General features: G+C 69.1%; 14 protein-coding genes. 13 read left to right on the top strand and 1 reads right to left on the bottom strand.

Going from position 1 to position 18,913, the window contains the following annotated elements; genetic code table 11:
• The first annotated feature begins 52 nt into the window (after nt 1–52).
• From AAY78_RS11750 to treZ, 4 genes are read left to right on the top strand one after another with little or no spacing between them, the layout of a single operon-like run.
• On the top strand, nt 53–355 hold the full coding sequence (locus AAY78_RS11750; RefSeq protein ID WP_046748502.1) for a hypothetical protein: 303 nt from the start codon (nt 53–55) through the stop codon (nt 353–355).
• Nucleotides 352–2,526: a glycogen debranching protein GlgX gene (gene glgX / locus AAY78_RS11745; RefSeq protein WP_046748501.1), complete on the top strand. Its 2,175-nt coding sequence runs from the start codon at nt 352–354 to the stop codon at nt 2,524–2,526. The genes AAY78_RS11750 and glgX overlap by 4 nt, the downstream gene beginning before the upstream one ends.
• Nucleotides 2,523–4,871 (top strand): malto-oligosyltrehalose synthase, encoded by a 2,349-nt coding sequence (gene treY / locus AAY78_RS11740; protein WP_046748500.1) that lies wholly within the window; start codon nt 2,523–2,525, stop codon nt 4,869–4,871. The genes glgX and treY overlap by 4 nt, the downstream gene beginning before the upstream one ends.
• A gap of 43 nt (nt 4,872–4,914) precedes the next feature.
• Nucleotides 4,915–6,666, top strand: a complete 1,752-nt coding sequence (treZ, locus tag AAY78_RS11735; RefSeq protein WP_046748499.1) for a malto-oligosyltrehalose trehalohydrolase — start codon at nt 4,915–4,917, stop codon at nt 6,664–6,666.
• Nucleotides 6,667–6,734: 68 nt separating this feature from the next.
• On the opposite strand, the gene AAY78_RS11730 is transcribed toward treZ, so the two are convergent.
• Nucleotides 6,735–8,162, bottom strand: a complete 1,428-nt coding sequence (locus AAY78_RS11730) for a CCA tRNA nucleotidyltransferase (protein WP_046748498.1) — start codon at nt 8,160–8,162, stop codon at nt 6,735–6,737.
• Nucleotides 8,163–8,423: 261 nt separating this feature from the next.
• On the opposite strand from AAY78_RS11730, the gene AAY78_RS11725 reads away from it, so the two are divergent.
• The 9 genes from AAY78_RS11725 (at nt 8,424) to AAY78_RS11685 (ending at nt 18,896) form a co-directional block, all read left to right on the top strand.
• Complete coding sequence (locus AAY78_RS11725; RefSeq protein ID WP_046748497.1) at nt 8,424–11,006, top strand: fibronectin type III domain-containing protein; 2,583 nt, start codon at nt 8,424–8,426, stop codon at nt 11,004–11,006.
• Nucleotides 11,007–11,248: 242 nt separating this feature from the next.
• Nucleotides 11,249–12,274, top strand: a complete 1,026-nt coding sequence (locus AAY78_RS11720; RefSeq protein ID WP_046748496.1) for an Lrp/AsnC family transcriptional regulator — start codon at nt 11,249–11,251, stop codon at nt 12,272–12,274.
• A 115-nt stretch (nt 12,275–12,389) separates the two neighbouring features.
• Nucleotides 12,390–13,880, top strand: a complete 1,491-nt coding sequence (locus tag AAY78_RS11715; RefSeq protein ID WP_046748495.1) for an aldehyde dehydrogenase family protein — start codon at nt 12,390–12,392, stop codon at nt 13,878–13,880.
• Nucleotides 13,877–14,635 (top strand): gamma-glutamyl-gamma-aminobutyrate hydrolase family protein, encoded by a 759-nt coding sequence (locus AAY78_RS11710; protein ID WP_197077694.1) that lies wholly within the window; start codon nt 13,877–13,879, stop codon nt 14,633–14,635. Before AAY78_RS11715 ends, AAY78_RS11710 begins: the two co-directional genes overlap by 4 nt.
• The gene (locus AAY78_RS11705; protein ID WP_017829890.1) at nt 14,632–15,102 is read left to right on the top strand and encodes a DUF3830 family protein; all 471 of its coding nucleotides are present in this window, start codon (nt 14,632–14,634) and stop codon (nt 15,100–15,102) included. Before AAY78_RS11710 ends, AAY78_RS11705 begins: the two co-directional genes overlap by 4 nt.
• A 41-nt stretch (nt 15,103–15,143) precedes the next feature.
• The gene (locus tag AAY78_RS11700; RefSeq protein WP_046748494.1) at nt 15,144–16,226 is read left to right on the top strand and encodes an ABC transporter substrate-binding protein; all 1,083 of its coding nucleotides are present in this window, start codon (nt 15,144–15,146) and stop codon (nt 16,224–16,226) included.
• Nucleotides 16,223–17,050: an ABC transporter permease gene (locus tag AAY78_RS11695; RefSeq protein ID WP_046748493.1), complete on the top strand. Its 828-nt coding sequence runs from the start codon at nt 16,223–16,225 to the stop codon at nt 17,048–17,050. The genes AAY78_RS11700 and AAY78_RS11695 overlap by 4 nt, the downstream gene beginning before the upstream one ends.
• 2 nt (nt 17,051–17,052) lie before the next feature.
• Nucleotides 17,053–17,853, top strand: coding sequence for an ABC transporter permease (locus AAY78_RS11690; protein WP_046748492.1), 801 nt, complete (start codon nt 17,053–17,055; stop codon nt 17,851–17,853).
• Entirely contained in the window at nt 17,853–18,896 is a 1,044-nt protein-coding gene (locus tag AAY78_RS11685; protein ID WP_046748491.1) for an ABC transporter ATP-binding protein, read from the top strand. The genes AAY78_RS11690 and AAY78_RS11685 overlap by 1 nt, the downstream gene beginning before the upstream one ends.
• Nucleotides 18,897–18,913: the final 17 nt, after the last annotated feature.

Here is an 18,913-nt window from a genome sequence, read left to right as displayed (position 1 = left end):
GAAGGGCGGTCTGGTTCCTAGCGTGGGAGCACCCCACGAGTCAGGAGGCGCCATGAACGTCCGAACCCCCACCCCCACTGGCTCTGCCCGCCACGCCTCCGCGCACCCCGCCGACAGCCCGGCTCACCGGCCCGCGGTCGAAGCCGTGTGCGAGCGCGTCGGCTTCGACCGCTACGTCGTCAGCCACGATCGTCCCGTCGGCTACATCGACGTCGTGCCGCCGCTTTTCGTCTGCTATCTGGGCCACCCGTATCCCCGCTCGGTGGAGGTCGCGCAGGTCTACGATTTCGAGCGTGCAGTGAGTATCGTCGATGCCATGGCAGCCGGCACCCGCAACCACACCGTCGCCGGATGAGCGGCGAGATCTGGCCCGGAACCGCATATCCGCTCGGGGCGACCTTCGACGGTCAGGGGACGAACTTCGCCCTCTTCAGCGAAGGCGCCGAGCGCGTCGAGCTGTGCCTGTTCGATGAGGACGGCACGGAGACCCGCGTGCCCCTCACCGAGGTGGACGCGTTCGTCTGGCACGGCTACCTTCCCACGGTGCAGCCGGGGCAGCTCTACGGCTACCGCGTGCACGGACCGTACGACCCCGCCCAGGGGCAGCGATTCAACGCGAACAAGCTGCTGCTCGACCCGTACGCCAGGGCCGTGGCCGGGCGGATGGACTGGGGCCAGCCCCTCTTCGGCTACGACTTCGGAGACCCCGACTCGCGCAACGACGACGACTCCGCGGCCGCGATGGTCAAGAGCGTCGTGGTCAATCCCTTCTTCGAATGGGCGGGTGATCGACCGCTGAAGACCCCCTATGCCGAGACCGTGATCTACGAGGCGCACGTGAAGGGGCTCACCCAGAGGCATCCCGACATCCCCGAAGAGCTCCGAGGCACCTACGCCGGCATCGCCCACCCCGCCGTCGTCGAGCACCTCCAGCGCCTCGGCATCACGGCGCTGGAGCTCATGCCCGTGCACCAGTTCGTCGACGACTCCGTGCTCGAGGAGAAGGGGCTGTCGAACTACTGGGGCTACAACACCCTGGGGTTCTTCGCCCCGCACAACACCTACTCCGCGACGGGCGAGCACGGCCAGCAGGTGCAGGAGTTCCGGGCGATGGTGCGCACCCTGCACGAGGCCGGGATCGAGGTCATCCTCGACGTGGTCTACAACCACACCGCGGAGGGCAACCACCTCGGCCCGACGCTCTCGATGCGCGGTATCGACAACGAGGCGTACTACCGACTCGAAGAGGACAAGCGCTACTACACGGACTACACCGGCACGGGCAACAGTCTGAACGCGGGCAACCCGCATGCCCTGCAGCTGCTGATGGACTCGCTGCGCTATTGGGTGACCGAGATGCACGTCGACGGGTTCCGCTTCGACCTCGCGGCGACCCTCGCCCGCGAGTTCTACGACGTCGACCGCCTCGCGGCGTTCTTCGAGCTCGTGCAGCAGGATCCGATCGTCTCCCAGGTGAAGCTCATCGCCGAGCCGTGGGACATCGGCCCCGGCGGTTATCAGGTGGGCAACTTCCCGCCGCAGTGGACAGAGTGGAACGGCAAGTACCGAGACACCGTGCGCGACTTCTGGCGCGGTGAGCCGCAGGCACTCGGCGAGTTCGCCTCCCGCCTCACCGGGTCCGCCGACCTGTACGAGCACTCCGGCCGACGACCCGTCGCCTCGATCAACTTCGTCACTGCGCACGACGGCTTCACCCTGCGCGACCTCGTCTCGTACAACGAGAAGCACAACGAGGCGAACGGCGAGGACAACAACGACGGCGAATCCCACAACCGCTCCGACAACATGGGCGCGGAGGGACCGACCGACGACGTCGACATCAACCGGCGCCGCGCGCGTCAGCAGCGGAACTTCCTCGCCACGCTGCTGCTCTCGCAGGGCGTGCCGATGATCTCCCACGGCGACGAGCTCGGCCGCACGCAGCACGGCAACAACAACGGCTACGCGCAGGACAACGAGCTCACTTGGATCGACTGGGAGGCGGCCGACCTGCCCCTCGTCGAGTTCACCGCCGCCGTGGCCCGACTCCGCCGTGAGCATCCCACCTTCCGCCGCAGCCGCTTCTTCGACGGTCGCCCCGGCCGCTCCGACGACGACCGCATCCCCGACGTCGTCTGGCTGCGCCCCGATGGCCGACCGATGGCACCGGAGGACTGGGATTCCGGATTCGGGCGCTCCGTGGGGATGTTCCTCAACGGACAGGGCATCCGCGAGAACGATTCGCGAGGGCGCCCCGTCACCGACGTGAACTTCCTCGTCTACTTCAACAGCGGCGACGAGCCGATCGACCTCGTCATCCCCGACGAGCGCCACGGTGCGCAATGGCGGATCGTCGTCGACACCGCAGGCGAACTGGCCGCGGATCGCGCGCTGGAGCCCGGGGACGGCATCCCGCTCGACGGCAAGGCGACCCTCGTGCTGCAGGAGATCGACGGAGTGCCGGAGGCCGCCGACGACTCGGTCGACGCCTCCCTCCGCGCCCAGAGCGGGCAGGCGGCGTCGTGACCCTGCGTCCGCTCTCCACCTACCGATTGCAGATCACCGCCGATTTCCCCCTCGACTCCGCGGCAGGGGTGACCGATTACCTCGCCGACCTCGGCGTCTCCTGGGCGTACCTCTCCCCCGTGCTCGCGGCGGTCAGCGGCTCGAACCACGGTTACGACGTGGTCGACCACGGACGCGTCGACCCCGAGCGTGGAGGCGAGGAAGGACTCGAGCGCTTCGCCGCCGCCGCTCGGGCCGCAGGGCTCGGGATCCTCGCCGACATCGTGCCCAACCACATGGGAGTCGGTGCCCCACGCCAGAACGCCTGGTGGTGGGAGGTGCTGCGTCTGGGGAGGGAGACCCGTGTCGCGGCGGCCTTCGACATCGACTGGGCGGCCGGCGGTGGGCGTCTGATCCTGCCGATCCTGGGCTCATCACCGGAACAGGCGATCACCGAGCGCCTCTTCGCCGTCGACACGACCCCGGCACCCGACGCGCCCGACGGGGTACTGACGTACTTCGAGCACGTGCTGCCGCTCGCCCCCGGCACGGCGCAGCTGGCCGACGACCTTCCCGCACTGCTCGCCGCCCAGCATTACGACCTCCGCTACTGGGAGGAGCAGAACACCGATCTCAACTACAGACGGTTCTTCGCCGTCTCCGAGCTCGCCGGCCTCCGAGTCGAGCTGCCGGACGTCTTCGCGGAGTCGCATCGCGAGATCATCCGATGGATCCGCAGCGGGCTCGCGGACGGATTGCGTGTCGATCACCCCGACGGGCTCGTCGATCCGACCGGATATCTGGAGCGCCTGGCTGACGCGACGGGGCGGGCGTACACGCTGGTCGAGAAGATCCTCGAACCGGGCGAAGCCCTGCCCGCGTGGTGGCGCACCGATGGAACGACCGGATACGACGCTCTCGCCGACATCGATCGGCTCTTCGTCGACCGTGCGGGAGTCGACGCTCTCGACAGTCTCGACGAGAGGCTGCGTGCGGAGACCGGGCTCCCGGCCGCCCCCGCCTGGCCTGACCTGATCCACGACACCAAGCGCATGATCGCCGACGGGCTGCTGCAGGCGGAGGTGCGCCGGCTCGTGCGCACTCTGCCCCACGGGATCGTGCACGCCGATGACGCCCTGGCTGAACTCGTGGCGTGCTTCCCGGTCTATCGCTCGTACCTCCCCGAGGGGCGCGAGCATCTGCGCGTCGCGTTCACCGAGGCCCGTCGACGCCGCCCCGACCTCTCGGCGGCCTTCGCCGAGCTCGAGCCGCTGCTGTCCGACCCCCGACTCGAGGTCGCGCAGCGCTTCCCTCAGGTAACCGGAGCGGTGATGGCGAAGGGCGTCGAGGACACCGCGTTCTACCGCTTGACCCGACTGGGAACGCTCACCGAGGTGGGCGCCGACCCCGCGATCCCCGCCGTGACGGTCGACGACTTCCATCGGCGGCAGAACGCCAGGCTCGGCGCCTGGCCGCACTCGATGACCACGCTGTCGACGCACGACACGAAGCGCTCGGAGGATGTGCGCGCCCGACTGTCGGTCCTCTCCGAGATCCCCGAGCGCTGGGCCGAGGTGCTGGGTGAACTCCGCACCATCGCGACCACCGGCCACGGTCCGCTGGATGCCCTCCTCTGGCAGGCGGCGGTCGGTGCGTGGCCCCTCTCCTCCGAGCGTTTCCTCGCCTATGCGACCAAGGCGGCACGCGAGGCCGCGGAGGCCACGACCTGGCAGCATCCGGATGCGCGGTTCGAGGAGGGCCTCGCGACGATCGCGCAGGCGCTCGAGGGCAAAGCCGTACCGATCCTGGAACGCTTCATGGACGAGATCCTGGTGGCCGGCCGCTCCAACTCGCTCTCCGCGAAGCTGCTGCAGCTCACCGCGCCCGGCGTCCCCGACGTGTATCAGGGCACGGAGCTGTGGGACCTCTCCCTCGTCGACCCCGACAACCGTCGACCGGTCGACTTCGAGCTGCGGAGGCGGATGCTCGCGGAGCTCGACGCGGAGGTCGCGCGGGGCATCCTCCCCGCCGTCGACGACTCTGCGCGGGCGAAGCTGCTCGTCACGTCGCGAGCACTGCGCGCCCGTCGAGACAACCCCGAGCTGTTCCGGTTCTACCGTCCCGCTGTCGTCGAGGGCGCGGCAGCCGACCACGCTGTCGCGGCTCATCGCGGAGGGATCACCGTCGTGGCCACCCGTCTTCCGATGGGGCTGGCGCGCCGCGGAGGATGGGGCGACACTGTCATGATGCGCCCCGACCTCCCCGCCACCGACCTGCTGACCGGCCGACGCATCGGACCGGGGCCGGTCCGGCTGGCCGAGCTGCTGAACACGTATCCGGTGGCTCTGCTCGAGCTCGCCCGATGAAATCCGTGTGCTCGATGACGGCACACGGTGACGGCGGGTATCGATGATCGAGGTCTGGGCACCGAAGGCGAGCAGGGTGCGGCTGAGACGAACCTCTCGACACGGCAGCACGACGCAGACCGATCTCGATCCGGCGTCAGGCGGATGGTGGCGAGCCGGCGACGAGCTCGAAACCGGCGAACGCTACGGGTTCCTCCTCGACGACGATCCCGAGCTGCGGCCGGATCCGCGCTCTCGCCGACAGCCCGACGGTGTGCACGCGGCATCCGCGGCGCTCGACGTCGGCGACTTCGCCTGGAGCGATGCGGGATGGGCGGGACGGCAGCTCGCCGGAGGCCTGGTCTACGAACTGCACCTCGGCACGTTCACGCCGGAGGGGACGCTCGACGCCGCGATCACGCGCCTGCCTCACCTGGCGGACCTGGGGGTGACACACGTCGAGCTGCTTCCGGTCAACGCCTTCAACGGGCGCTGGAACTGGGGCTACGACGGAGTGCTCTGGTACGCGGTGCACGAGGCGTACGGGGGCCCTGCCGCGTACCAGCGGTTCGTGGATGCCGCGCACGCGCACGGGCTCGCCGTGGTGCAGGACGTGGTCTACAACCACCTCGGTCCGAGCGGCAACTACCTGCCCCTGTTCGGCCCCTACCTGCGCGAGGGCGAGAGCACGGCGTGGGGCGACTCGATCAACCTCGACGAACCGGCTGTGCGCGACTACATCCTCGACAACGCCCTGATGTGGTTGCAGGACTTCCATGTCGACGGGCTGCGTCTCGATGCGGTGCATGCTCTGCACGATCAGAGCCCTGTGCACATCCTCCGCGAACTCGCCGAACGCGTCGACGCGCTGTCGGTGCAGCTCGATCGTCCGCTCGCCCTGATCGCCGAGTCCGACCTCAACGATCCGACGCTCATCCTGCCCCGTGAGGCCGGTGGTTACGGCCTGACCGCGCAGTGGTCAGACGACTGGCACCACGCCGTCCATGTGGCCCTCACGGGGGAGACCGGCGGCTACTACGCCGACTTCGCCGCGGAGAATGCCCTGGCGAAGGTGACCGAGCACGGGTTCTTCCATGACGGCACGTTCTCGTCCTTCCGCGGACGTCCCCACGGCGCGCCGATCCCACCCGAAGTGCCGACGTGGCGACTCGTGACCTTCGCGCAGGACCACGATCAGGTGGGCAACCGCGCGGCAGGCGACCGCCTCTCCGCCACCCTCTCTCCGGATCGCCTGGCCGTCGCTGCGGTCCTGACCCTCACCGCCCCCGGCACTCCGATGCTCTTCATGGGCGAGGAGTGGGGTGCGTCCACCCCCTGGCAGTTCTTCACCTCGCACCCCGAACCCGAGCTCGGCCGCGCCGTCGCCGAGGGGCGGACCGCCGAGTTCGCCCGCATGGGGTGGGATCCGGATGCGGTGCCCGACCCACAGGACCCCGACACGTTCGCCCGCTCCCACCTCGACTGGAGCGAGCTCGACGATCCGGAGCACGCGCGGATGCTCGACCTGTACCGCGACCTCGTGACGCTGCGAAGAGAGTGGCCCGGCCTCACCGACCCCGACTCCACGCACACCGCGGTGGAGGTCCGAGAGACCGACGGCACGCCCGAACGGCGGGTCTACCGCATCGACCGCGGAGACCTCTCCGTGGTGGTCAACCTCGCATCGACGTCGCAGGCGTTCGACGTGGGAGCCCGCACCAGGGTGCTGCTTTCCACGTCGGGGTTCCGTCGGGAGGACTCGCTCGTGACGCTGCCGCCCGACAGTGCAGCGATCGTGACCTCGCCCCTGGTCTGAGCCGCCACAGTTCGGCCACCACAGTGCGGCCACCGAGCGCGGCCACCGAGCGCGGTCACTGTGCGCGGTCAATCGCGCGCAGCCCACCACTCGCGCAGGCGCTGTTCGGCGACATCCGCCCCGAGCACGCCCTCGTCCAGGCGCAGGTCGAGCAGGAACCGATAGGCCTCGCCGACCTCGCGGCCTGGTCCGATCCCGAGCACCTGCTGGATGCGGTTGCCATCGAGCTCCGGGCGGATCGCGTCGAGCTCCTCCTGCTCGCGGAGCGCGGCGATGCGCGACTCGATGTCGTCATACGCGCTCGCGAGACGGCCGGCCTTGCGCTTGTTCCGTGTGGTCACGTCGGCACGGGTGAGGATGTGCAGGCGTTCCAGCAGGTCGCCGGCGTCGCGCACGTAGCGGCGCACGGCTGCGTCCGTCCACGCCCCCTCGGCGTAGCCGAAGAAGCGCAGGTGCAGCTCGATGAGCGTGGCCACGGCGTTCGTGGTCTCGGTGTCGAAACGCAGCGCCTGCAGCCGCTTGCGCGCCATCCGCGCACCCACGACGTCGTGGTGGTGGAACGTGACGACGCCCCCGGCCTCGAGCTTGCGCGTGCGCGGCTTGCCGATGTCGTGCAGCAGCGCGGCGATGCGCAGCGGCACATCCGGTACGGCTCCGGGATGACGGGAGTGCTCGAGCTCGATGGCCTGGGCGAGCACGGTCAGCGAGTGCTCGTAGACATCCTTGTGGTGGTGGTGCTCGTCGACTTCGAGGCGCAGCTCGGTCACTTCGGGGAGGAACTCGTCGATCAGCCCGGTGTTCACCAGCACGCGGATGCCGCGCACCGGGTCGTCGGTCTGCATGAGGCGCACCAGCTCGGACTGGACGCGCTCGGGGCTGACGATCTTCAGCGTCTCGCGCAGCTCGGTGATCGCCGCGGCCGTCGCCTCCTCGACCTGGAAGCCGAGCTGGGCGCTGAAGCGAGCGGCGCGCAGCATCCGGAGCGGGTCGTCGCCGAACGACACCCGAGGATCCGCCGGCGTGCGCAGGACGCCGGCGATGAGGTCTTCCACCCCGCCGGTCGGGTCGACGAGCTTCACGGACGGCACCTGCAGCGCCATGGCGTTCACGGTGAAGTCGCGGCGCACGAGGTCGCCGTCGATGGTGTCGCCGAACTCCACGGTGGGCTTGCGGGTCACACCGTCGTAGCTGTCCGCGCGATAGGTCGTGATCTCGACCTGTTCACGCTGCACGCGTGCGCCGATCGTGCCGAACGCGCGACCGATGTCCCACTGCGCGGTGGAGATGGGCGTGACGATGGCCAGGATGTCGTCGGGGGACGCGTTCGTCGTGAAATCGAGATCGTGCGTGTCACGGCCGAGCAGGGCATCACGCACCGGACCGCCGACGACCGCGAGGTCGAAGCCCGCTTCGTCGAAGGCAGTCGCCAGGGTGCGGACGACCGGGTTCTCGGCGAGCGCACCGAGACGAGCGAGGCCGTCAGCCATGTTGAGCATGGGTTCCAGCGTACCGGGGCGAGCCGTCCGCGCCGGGGCCGTCTCCCGCCCCGGCGAAAACCCCGACCATCCGTCCGCGCGCCGGCGCGCCATCCCTCGACACACCGCTCCCCGCGCAGTCGGTCTCCGTTTCGGCCCGGCGCTCATCGTGAACGGAGTTCACCTTCCTGTCGCCAGGAGATCAGCGCCCGGTCATCCCGCTTCGATGGGGTGGAGGGGCCCCGTGCGGCTGAGCACGGAACCCCACCTCGAAGGACTGACATGACCTCCCCCACCCCTGCGGTGCGGTGGCGGCGTCGCGGACTGACGTCCGTCGCGCTCCTCGCCCTGCTCGGCGGCGCCGTCGTCGCCCCCGCGGCTCTTGCCGCCCCCGACCCCGAAGTGCCGACGGGCTCACTGATCACCGGCGACACCGCCTGGCACTACCTCGACGACGGATCCGACCCGTCTCCCGCACCCGCAGCCCTCCGCGACTGGACACTGCCTGCCTACGACGACAGCGCGTGGAAGACGGCTCCGGGCTCGTTCGGCGCCAAGGGCGGGAAGCTCGCACCGGTCGGCCCGCAGACGCCCAAGACCCTGCTCAACCACTACCTCGACGGCACGGCGGCCCCGACCGTGCCGACCTACTTCTTCCGCACGACGTTCGAGCTCGAGGCAGGCGTCGCCGAGCAGGTCGCCGCCCTGCAGAGCACCATCACCTACGACGACGCCATCATCGTGTGGATCAACGGCCAGGAGGTGGCCCGCTACGTCGACGGCAGGATCACCGACACCACCAACGTCGAGTACGCGGGCGATGGCAACGGCGACCCGCTCACGAGCACGTTCAGCGCCGAGGGAACCCTCCTGCACGACGGCACCAACACGATCGCGGTGTCGCTCTTCCAGGACCGGGCGTCGAGCTCGGACATCTTCTTCGACATGTCGTCGCTGACCCTCGTCAAGGCCTCAGCACCCGGCACTCCGGTCGTCGCACCCCCGACGCGCGTCATCCTCACCCCGACCGAACAGCCGGCCGTCTCGCAGTCGTTCTCCTGGCTCGCAGGCGACGCCTCGCACACGGTCGGACAGGTCGAGATCGCCCCGTCCGCCGGCGGAGAGACCCGCACGGTCGACGCGTACGACGCGGGTGTCGTGAACGGCAACCCGAACAAGCACTTCTCGGCCACTGTGACGGGTCTCACCGCTGCCACCGAGTACCGCTACCGCGTCGGCCTGCCCGGAAGCTGGAGCGACTGGTTCACCTTCCGCACCGCGGATCCGTCCGCGACCGACTTCCAGTTCATCTACTACGGCGACGCCCAGATCGGTCTGGACACCACGTGGCCGAGCGTCGTGAAGCAGGCCGAGGCGCAGGCTCCCCGCTCGATCGGCTCCGTGCACGCGGGTGACCTGATCAACACGTCGAGCAACGAGAACGAGTGGGTCAACTGGTTCAAGGGCATGAAGGATTCGGCCGTCCGTACGAACGTGATGGCCGCCCCCGGCAACCACGAGTACTCCGGCGACAAGCTGCTCACGGCGTGGAAGGCGGCGTTCGAGTACCCGCGCAACAACCCGTCGACCAGCTCCATCGGCGAACTCGCGAACCTGGCGAAGGGCGACTCCGAGGTCGCGCAGCAGTACCGCGCGTTCTTCGACCACTGGAGCTCGTTCGCCGCAGAGACCGCGTACTACACCGACTACCAGGGCGTGCGTTTCATCACCCTGAACGCCACTCGCGACACGACGTTCCTCACCCCGGCCGGCCTCCCGTCGTGCACGGGGGCGGAGTGCCCCTCGTCGCAGATCGGCACCCTGTGGACGCGCTTCCAGGGTGCATGGCTCGACCTGCTGCTGCAGAACAGCCCGTCGAAGTGGAACGTCGTCACGTTCCACCAGCCCGTGTTCTCGGCCTCGGCCGGGCGCGATGAGCCCATCCTCCGCGCCGAGTGGCTGCCGGTCTTCCAGCGCAACGACATCGACCTGGTTCTCATGGGACACGACCACACGTACGCCCGCGGATACGTGAACACCGACGCGACCGAGACCCCCGGCCTCACCACGGGCCCGGTCTACGTCGTCTCGAACTCGGGCGCGAAGCACTACGACCTGGAGACGCCGGAGAAGAACGTCTGGACCAACAACGGCGCCACCCAGGTGCTGCGCGGTCAGGGCGTGACGACCTACCAGGTGATCGACGTCTCGAAGAATCAGCTGGTCTACCGGTCGTACCTGGCCGAGAAGCAGCCGGACGCCACGACGGACCTCCCCGTCGGTGCCGTCTACGACACGTTCACGGTGACCAAGTCGGATGCGGGCGAGAAGTGGGTGACCGAGGCCGGCGTCACACCTCCGGTCACCCCCGAGCCCGAGGCTCCGGCGAAGGTCGAACTCGGCGCGGCATCCGTGCAGGCCGGTGGCACGGTCACGGTGACGGGCAGCGGCTTCGCAGAGGGCGCTCAGCTGCGGCTCGAGCTGCGTTCCGACCCGGTGCAGCTGGGCACGGCGACCGCCGGTGCGGACGGCTCGTTCCAGCGCACGGTGACCATCCCGGCGAACACTCCGGCCGGTGCGCACACGCTCGCCGTGATCCAGCCCGACGGCACCGAGGCCACTGCAGCTCTGAGCGTCACGGCCGCGTCCGGTGGCGGAGCGACGACACCGGGTAACGGCGGTTCCGCGGGTAACGGCGGATCCGCAGGTAACGGCGGCTCCACCGGCGGCGACCTCGCCACCACGGGAGCCGACAGCCTTCCCTACATCGCCGCTGCCGTCGTGCTCCTCGCCGCGGGCCTCGGCCTGTTCGCGATGCGCCGCCGTCGCCGGCACGCCACGGTGGACACGACCGAGGCGGAGTAGTCCGAGAGGGGGCGTCGTCCGGGCCTCGACCCCGGGCGGCGCCCCTCTCCCAGCCGCTGAAGCCGGTGAAAACCCAGATCCATGGGCTTGCACCCGGCGCCTCGCTCCGCGACACGCCCTGCGCTGCTCGGATCGTCTCCGTTTCCGCCCCAGCCCCCCCCCAGCCACCCAGCCCTTCCCGCCACGCGACGGCACCGCCGACTGAGATAACCTTCCACCGAGTCCCCGGTGAAGGAGAGCACGTGCCCGCGAACGATGTGATGGCCGACGAGACCGATCGGATCGTCGCCGCGGCTCTGCAGGTGAACGGCCGCGCGTCGTGGGGTGAGATCGCCCGCGTGGTCGACCTGCCCGAGCGCACGGTCGCCCGGCGAGGGCAACGGCTGCTCGACCGCGGACTGGTGCGGGTCTCCACATACGTCGATCCCGCCCGCGTTCTCCATGCCCGCGCAGTGCTCTTCCGCATCACGACGGAACCCCACGCGCTGTGGCAGGTCGCGCGCACCCTGGCCCGGCGCGCGGATGCCTCCTCGGTCTCGGTGCTCGAGGGCAGCAGCGACATCGCCGGGATGCTGCTCCCTCACGATGACGCCTCGATCCGCGAGCTGCTGTTCACCGACTTCCCCGAGCTCGAGGGCATCGACTCGATCAATGTCACGACGGTGCTGAAGTTCTTCCGGTCGGGGCACGACTGGCGTGCAGGGGTTCTCAGCGACGAGCAGGCCCGCATGCTCGACGAGTCCTCCGGCTCCGAGGTCGATCCCGCCGACTCCCTGAGTGAGGACGAGGAGGCCCTCATCCGACTGCTGCTCAAGGACGGGCGGATGCCGGTGGCTCAGCTCGCCCGCTCCCTGGGTCTGAACGTGACGACCACGCGGCGTCGCATGGAGTCCTTGAGCCGTCGAGGCCTCATGCATCCGCGCACCGAGGTCGTGCCGAGTCTGTTCGGACTGGGCCTCGAGGCGCTCGTGTGGCTTCGGGTGCCGATGGCGCGCCTCGAGAAGGTCGGCACGGCTCTGGCGGCCGCGCCCGAGGTCAAGTTCATCGCCGCCACCACGGGCACCTCACAGCTGCTCGCGAACGTGCTCGTGAAGGACGCCGATGAGTTCTACGACTTCCTCACGGGCCCGGCGGTGGCCGGTCACGAGGGCCTCGAAGTCGTGGAGTCGCTGGTGGTCATCACTCCGGTGCTGCGCGGATCGCTGATCGTCGATGAGGCACCCGAAGCGCTGGCCAACGATATGCCGACCGGCGCGATCCGCTTATAGTCTGATTCTGTTACTGACATGTAACGAAATGGCGAGATCGTTCTTAACAGCTTGACCTAGTGGCGAAATAGAGCAAGTATCCTCTCCAGGGCCATCACCCCTGGAGAGGATCACCGTGTTCACGGCTACTGGAGACGATTGGGCGGATCGCGTCGCGACCCTGCCCCTGCGCACGCGCATGTTCATCGACGGCGTGTGGGAGGAGGGCTCGGCTGCACCCCTCATCCCGGTGAGCCCCCGTGACGGTCGTGCCCTTCCGCCGATCAGCACCGCATCCGTCGCCGACGTCGACCGCGCCGTCCGGTCGGCTCGCACGGCCTTCGACTCGGGCGCCTGGTCGCGCATCGCCCCCAGGGAGCGTGGCCAGCTGCTGATCGCCTTCGCGCAGAAGATCCACGACAACGCCGAAGAACTCGCCCTCACGATCTCCCTCGAGATGGGCAAGCCCGTGCGCGAGGCGCTGCAGACCGAGCTCCGCGCCGTCGTCAACTGCTTCCGCTGGTACGGCGAGGCGGCAGACAAGGTGCTCGACGAGATGCCCGTCACCGCCCCGAACAGCCTCGCGCTCGTCACCCGCGAACCGGCCGGCGTCGTCGCGGCCGTCGTGCCATGGAACTTCCCCCTGACCATGACCGCCTGGAAGCTCGCCCCGGCACTCGCGGTCGGCAACAGCGTGGTGCTCAAGCCTGCGGAGCACACGACCTTCTCCGCACTCCGGTTGGCCGAGCTCGCCCACGCGGCCGGCATCCCCGCCGGTGTACTCAACGTCACACCGGGCACCGGGCAGGTCGCCGGTCGCGCACTCGGCGAGCACCACGACGTCGACGTCGTCACCTTCACCGGCTCACCCGAGGTCGGCCGCATGTTCCTCGGCTACTCGGCCGCGTCGAACGGCAAGCGCGTCTGGCCCGAGCTCGGCGGCAAGACCGCGAGCCTGGTGCTGCCGGACGCCGATCTCGAGCGTGCTGTCCGCGCCACCGCGGACGGCTGCTTCTACAACCAGGGCCAGATGTGCACGGCATCCTCTCGGCTGCTCGTACCGCGTTCCCAGCGCGACCTCGCCCTGGAGATCGCCGCCGAGGTCGCCCGCACGAGCCTTCCCGCCGACCCGTTCGACGTGTCCACCTCGATGGGGGCGATCGTGAGCGAGAAGCAGCTCGCGGGCATCGCGGGCTTCGTCGAGCGCGCCCAGGCCGAGGGCGCGGAGCTGGCCGCCGGCAGCGCCGAGCGATTCCAGGCCGTCGACGGCGGCAGCTACTTCGCCCCCGTCGTGCTCGGCGTCACGCCCGCGCACGAGGTGGCCCGGCGCGAGGTCTTCGGACCCGTGCTCTCGGTCATCGCCTACGACGACGTGGAAGACGCGCTCGCCATCGCCAACGGCACCGAGTACGGCCTCGCCGCGGCGCTCTGGAGCAACGATCTGAACGCCGTCCACACCCTCTCTCGGCGGCTCCGGGCTGGCGTGGTCTGGGTCAACTGCTTCGAGGAGGGCGACATGACGATCCCCTTCGGCGGCGTCAAGGGGTCGGGCTTCGGACGGGACAAGAGCCTGCACGCCCTCGAGAAGTTCACCGACCTGAAGACCACGTGGATCGAGCTCTCGTGACCCGCCCGTTCATCGGCATCACCACCTGGCGCCGTTCCATCGACACCGACCTGGGCAGCGGTCGCCCGGCGCACACCCTCGGCACCGAGTACGCCTCTCCCGTCGAGGCGGCCGGCGGTGCGGTCGTGCTGCTGCCTCCCACGGCGGGGGTCGACGAGGTGCTCGACCGCCTCGACGGGCTCGTGCTCTCCGGTGGCGAGGACGTGCACCCCTCCCGCTACGGTGCCGAGCCGCAGGAGGGGAAGAACTACGACCCCTCCCGCGACGGCTATGAGATCGCGCTCGCACTCGGTGCTCGGCGCCGGGGGATCCCCGTCCTGGCGATCTGCCGCGGGCTCCAGGTGAGCAACATCGCCTTCGGGGGCACACTCCTCGTCGACATCCCGGCCACCGAGCACCACGAGCCGGTGCGCGGCGCCGACCAGCAGCTCGCGGCGCGGCACCCGGTCCTCCTCGCCGAGGACAGTCGCCTCGCCTCGCTCTACGGCACCCGACAGCGGACCGTGAACACCATCCACCACCAGTCGATCGACGCCCCCGCACCCGGCCTCCGCCCGGTCGCCTGGGCACCGGACGGGATCATCGAAGCAGTGGAGGCCGACGGCGACTGGCCGTTCTGGGCTGTGCAGTGGCACCCCGAGAAGATGATCGCCCCCGATGAGGCCGCAGAGGAGATGCCGCTGTTCGCGGCGTTCGTCTCGGCCGCCCGTGAAAGAGCAGCGGAACACCCCGCGGCAGAGAAAGGAACACGATGACCAAGCAGGTCTTCCTCGAGTACGAGAACGGCGTCCGCGCCGTCGCCACCCTGTTCGAGGACCTCGCCCCTCGCACGTGCGAGGCCATGTGGGGTGCGCTGGAGAAGCCGGTCACCATGCAGGCGATGCACGCCATGTACGCAGGCCCCGAGGTCATGGTCGGCCTTCCCGAGGAGGCGCAGAACTTCGACCCCGAGAAGGTACCGTTCGAGAACCAGCAGGTCGTGCCGGCGCCGGGTGACCTGCAGTGGTACTGGCAGCGTCCCATGCAGATGGGCGGCCTGCCGTTCGAGTGGTACGAGATCGGCGTCTTCTACGATCGTGGTGCCCGTACTCTCGGCCCGCTCGGATGGACACCCGTCAACATCTGGGGCGGCATCACCGAAGGACTCGCCGAGTTCGCCAAGGAGAGCGCGGCCATCCGCATCGACGGAGCGAAGCAGCTCACCATCGGACGCCTGGTCTAAGGCGTTCACTCAGTGCTGGACCCATCCCGAAGGAGCAGTGCATGAATACCCGAAGAATCCTCACCGCCGGAGCGCTCGTCGCCACCGGTGCCCTCGTCCTCGCCGGATGCTCGACCGGTGACGACACCGCAGCGTCGGGCGGCGACAAGGAGTTCGCCGGCGAGACCATCGTGGTCACGTCGTTCGGCGGCGACTGGGAGAAGGCCTTCATCGAGGCCGTCGTCGATCCCTTCGAGGAGGAGACCGGCGCCAAGGTCGAGCTGATCACGCTGTACAGCGCCGACGCCCTCGCGCAGGTCACCGCCCAGAAGGCGAGCCCGCAGATCGATGTCGTGCACTTCTCCGGCGGGCAGGAATTCACCGCTGCGGAGCAGGGGCTCATCGCCCCGATCGCCGCGGATGACCTCTCCGAGACCGGCGACCTGATCGACCTGGCGACCGCCGGGCTCGAGCGCGGTGAAGGCCCGGTCATCCAGCTCGCACCGATCGGACTCGTCTACAACACCGAGGCCGACGCTCCTGCGCCCACCTCGTGGCTCGACCTGTTCGACGAGGCCTACGCCGGTCACGTCGCACTCACGGACTTCTCGAACACGTACGGCGTGCTCTCGATGCTCCGTGTCGCGGACGCCCTCGGCGGCGGGATCGACGACACCTCGCAGGCGATCACCGACCTGGGTGCGCTGGCGTCGTCGGGTGACGCGATCGTCGTCCCGACCTCGCCCGATCTGCAGACCGCGTTCGCACAGCGCGACACGTGGCTCGCACCGTACGCGATGGACTACGCCGGCACGCTGCAGGACGCGGGCCTTCCGGTGGAGTTCATCGTCCCGGAAGAGGGCGTCACCGCCTCTCTCATCACGGCGAACGTGGTCGAAGGCCGGGACAACCCCGACCTCGCGAAGCTCTTCATCGATTTCGAACTGCGCCCCGAAGCGCAGGCCGTCTTCGCGGAGAACATGCGGTACTCGCCGGTCAACACCAAGACCGAGCTCTCCGACGAAGCCGCTGACAACGTGCTGACGGGCGACGAGCTCGAGACGGTCGTCGTCTACGCTCCCGGCGACGTCGCGGCTTCGCGACCGGCCTGGACCGATGAGTGGAATGCGCTGATCACCAAATGAGTGTGCGAACCCGTAGGGAGCCCTGGCTCCTGCTCCTGCCGGCGATCGTGCTGCTCGCGCTCGCCTTCGTCACCCCGGTGGCCGGCATGCTCCTCATGAGCGTGCAGTCGTCGGCAGGCGGGTTCACCCTCGACAACTTCACCCGGTTGTTCACGAGTGAATATCACCTCCAGGCGGCGCTCCGTTCGCTCCGCCTGGGGGTGATCCAGACGGTGATCACGCTGATCATCGCCATCCCGCTGTCCTACGTCATGGCACGCGCCGGCTCGAAGGTGCGCTCCTTCCTGCTGATCGTCGTCATCCTGCCCCTCATGACCAGCGTCGTGGTCCGCACGTTCGGCTGGGTGGTCCTGATGGGCCCGTCAGGGCTGCTGATGAAGATCCCCGGGGCCGAGTTCCTCGTGGGGGGCACACAGGGCTTCCTCGGCACCGAGACCGGCGTCGTGATCGCGATGGTCCAGGTGCTCCTGCCGTTCGCGGTGCTCAGCATCCTCGGCGTGATCTCGGGTATCCGCCCGCAGCTCGAAGAAGCCGCACGCACCCTCGGTGCCGGGTTCTGGCGCACGCTGTGGCACGTCGTCCTCCCCCTCGCGATCCCCGGCATCGTGGCCGGCGCCTCGCTCGTGTTCGTCCTCTCGGTGAGCTCGTTCATCACCCCGCGCTTCATCGGCGGAGCGCAGATCCCGGTGTTCGCCCAGACGATCTACATCGATGCGACCACCAACCTCGACTGGTCGTTCGCGGCCGCGCAGGCCGTGCTGCTGTTCGCCGGGGTCATGCTCGTGCTCGCGGCCACGTCCCGACTCGGGAAGCAGAAGGTGTGACCATGGTCCGTTCCGTTCCGATCCTCGGCAGGGTCCTCGCCATCATCCTCGGCGTCGTCGTGACGCTCTACATGCTCGTGCCGCTCATGGTGGTCGCCGGTGCCTCCATCGGAGAGAACCGCTTCCTGACGTTCCCCGGTCAGGGCTTCACCCTCGACTGGTACGTCGAGGCGCTCACCTCCGACACCTACCTCGAGCCGTTCCGATTGAGCCTGCTGGTCGGCGTCACGGTCGCGATCGTCGCCGCCTCCGTCGGCACCGCGGCTGCGCTCGCGCTCACGCGCTTCAATGTTCCCGGCGGTGCCGCCATCCAGGGTCTGCTGATGTCGCCGCTGACGATCCCCACGATCATCCTCGCGATCGGGGCGCTGTCCATCTCGTCCCTCACGATCGGGGCGCCGAACGTGGGTGTGCTGATCGCGATCCATGTGGTGATCGCCATCCCCTACGTCATGCGCACCGTGACCGGGGTGATGACCCGCGCCGACCACTTCACGGAAGAGGCGGCGCGCACCCTCGGCGCCAGCACCTGGAATCGCTATCGCCTGGTCGTGCTCCCCATCGCCCGTCCCGGTATCGCGGCCGGCGCCTTCTTCGCCTTCAACATCTCGTTCGACGATGCGGTCATCGCCCTCTTCCTGCGCACCCCGCAGTTGGAGACGCTGCCCATCGCCATCTACGGCCAGCTGGAGTTCAGCACGTCGCCCACCGTGGCGGCCGTCTCGACCCTGATGGTCCTGCTCACCGTCGTCCTCATGATCGTGCTCGAACGCATCATCGGCCTGGGAAGGTTGTTCGTCTGATGACAACACTCACCATCACCTCACTCACCAAGGACTTCAAGGGGACCTCGGTGCTCAAGGGCATCGATCTCTCCATGCAGTCCGGAGAGTTCGTTTCCCTGCTCGGCCCCTCGGGGTGCGGGAAGACGACGCTGCTGCGTTGCATCGCGGGCCTCGAGTCGCCGACGAGCGGCACGATCGAGATCGCGGGGCAGGATGTGACCAAGCTCCCGCCCGAGAAGCGGCACCTCGGCATGATGTTCCAGAGCTATGCGCTCTTCCCGCACATGAGCGTCGCCGAGAACGTGCGCTTCGGCCTGCGGATGTCCGGCGAGAAGTCGAAGGCCGAGCAGAAGGAGCTCGCCGTGCGGGCGCTGGAGCGCGTGCAGATGGGCCACCTCGCCGATCGGATGCCTGCGCAGCTCTCGGGCGGACAGCAGCAGCGCGTCGCTCTGGCCCGTGCCATCGCGTTCGAGCCCCGCGTACTGCTGCTCGACGAGCCGCTGTCGAACCTCGACGCCCGTCTGCGTGAGGACATGCAGGTCGAGCTGAAGGAACTGCACCGCACGCTCGGGCTCACGACCGTGTTCGTCACGCACGACCAGGAGGAGGCGATGAGCCTCTCCGACCGCATCGTGCTCATGAACGCGGGCGTGATCGAGCAGGAGGGCGCACCCGCCGAGCTCTACGGTGCTCCCCGCACCCCCTTCGCCGCCGACTTCATCGGCGCGGCGAACCTGCTTCCGGCGACCCGTTCCGGAGCGGTGGCCACCCTCGACGGCACCACGATCCGGGTGCCGATGACCGGCGCCGGTCCCGATGGAGCGGGAGAAGTGGTGCTCCGCCAGGAGGACCTGCGCCTCTCCCCCGTCGTGGGTGCGGATGCCCCGGTGAGCGTCGAGGTCGTCGCGCACGTCTACCGCGGCGCCGACATCGTCTACATCGTGGAGCTTGCGGGTAAGCGGATGCGCGTCGTCCGCCCGCGGCACGAGGAGCCGATCCCTGAGGGTAGGGCCGGTCTGGGCTGGCGCGACGGCGCCGTGCTCTGGATCGCCGCCGCCTAGTTGTGATGTCCAGGCAG

It is taken from the genome of Microbacterium sp. Ag1 (assembly GCF_001005635.1).
Classification (GTDB): Bacteria; Actinomycetota; Actinomycetes; order Actinomycetales; family Microbacteriaceae; genus Microbacterium; species Microbacterium oxydans.
Note: the sequence above shows the minus strand (reverse complement) of the source record. Positions and strands in the feature narration are given on the sequence as shown.

Bases quoted from the DNA above. Each gene is read 5' to 3' on its own strand.
- AAY78_RS11730 (WP_046748498.1), bottom strand. From the start codon at position 8,162: ATGCTCAACATGGCTGACGGCCTCGCTCGTCTCGGTGCGCTCGCCGAG.
- AAY78_RS11705 (WP_017829890.1), top strand. From the start codon at position 14,632: ATGACCAAGCAGGTCTTCCTCGAGTACGAGAACGGCGTCCGCGCCGTC.
- glgX (WP_046748501.1), top strand. From the start codon at position 352: ATGAGCGGCGAGATCTGGCCCGGAACCGCATATCCGCTCGGGGCGACC.
- AAY78_RS11690 (WP_046748492.1), top strand. From the start codon at position 17,053: ATGGTCCGTTCCGTTCCGATCCTCGGCAGGGTCCTCGCCATCATCCTC.
- AAY78_RS11725 (WP_046748497.1), top strand. From the start codon at position 8,424: ATGACCTCCCCCACCCCTGCGGTGCGGTGGCGGCGTCGCGGACTGACG.
- AAY78_RS11695 (WP_046748493.1), top strand. From the start codon at position 16,223: ATGAGTGTGCGAACCCGTAGGGAGCCCTGGCTCCTGCTCCTGCCGGCG.
- AAY78_RS11700 (WP_046748494.1), top strand. From the start codon at position 15,144: ATGAATACCCGAAGAATCCTCACCGCCGGAGCGCTCGTCGCCACCGGT.
- AAY78_RS11685 (WP_046748491.1), top strand. From the start codon at position 17,853: ATGACAACACTCACCATCACCTCACTCACCAAGGACTTCAAGGGGACC.
- AAY78_RS11750 (WP_046748502.1), top strand. From the start codon at position 53: ATGAACGTCCGAACCCCCACCCCCACTGGCTCTGCCCGCCACGCCTCC.
- treZ (WP_046748499.1), top strand. From the start codon at position 4,915: ATGATCGAGGTCTGGGCACCGAAGGCGAGCAGGGTGCGGCTGAGACGA.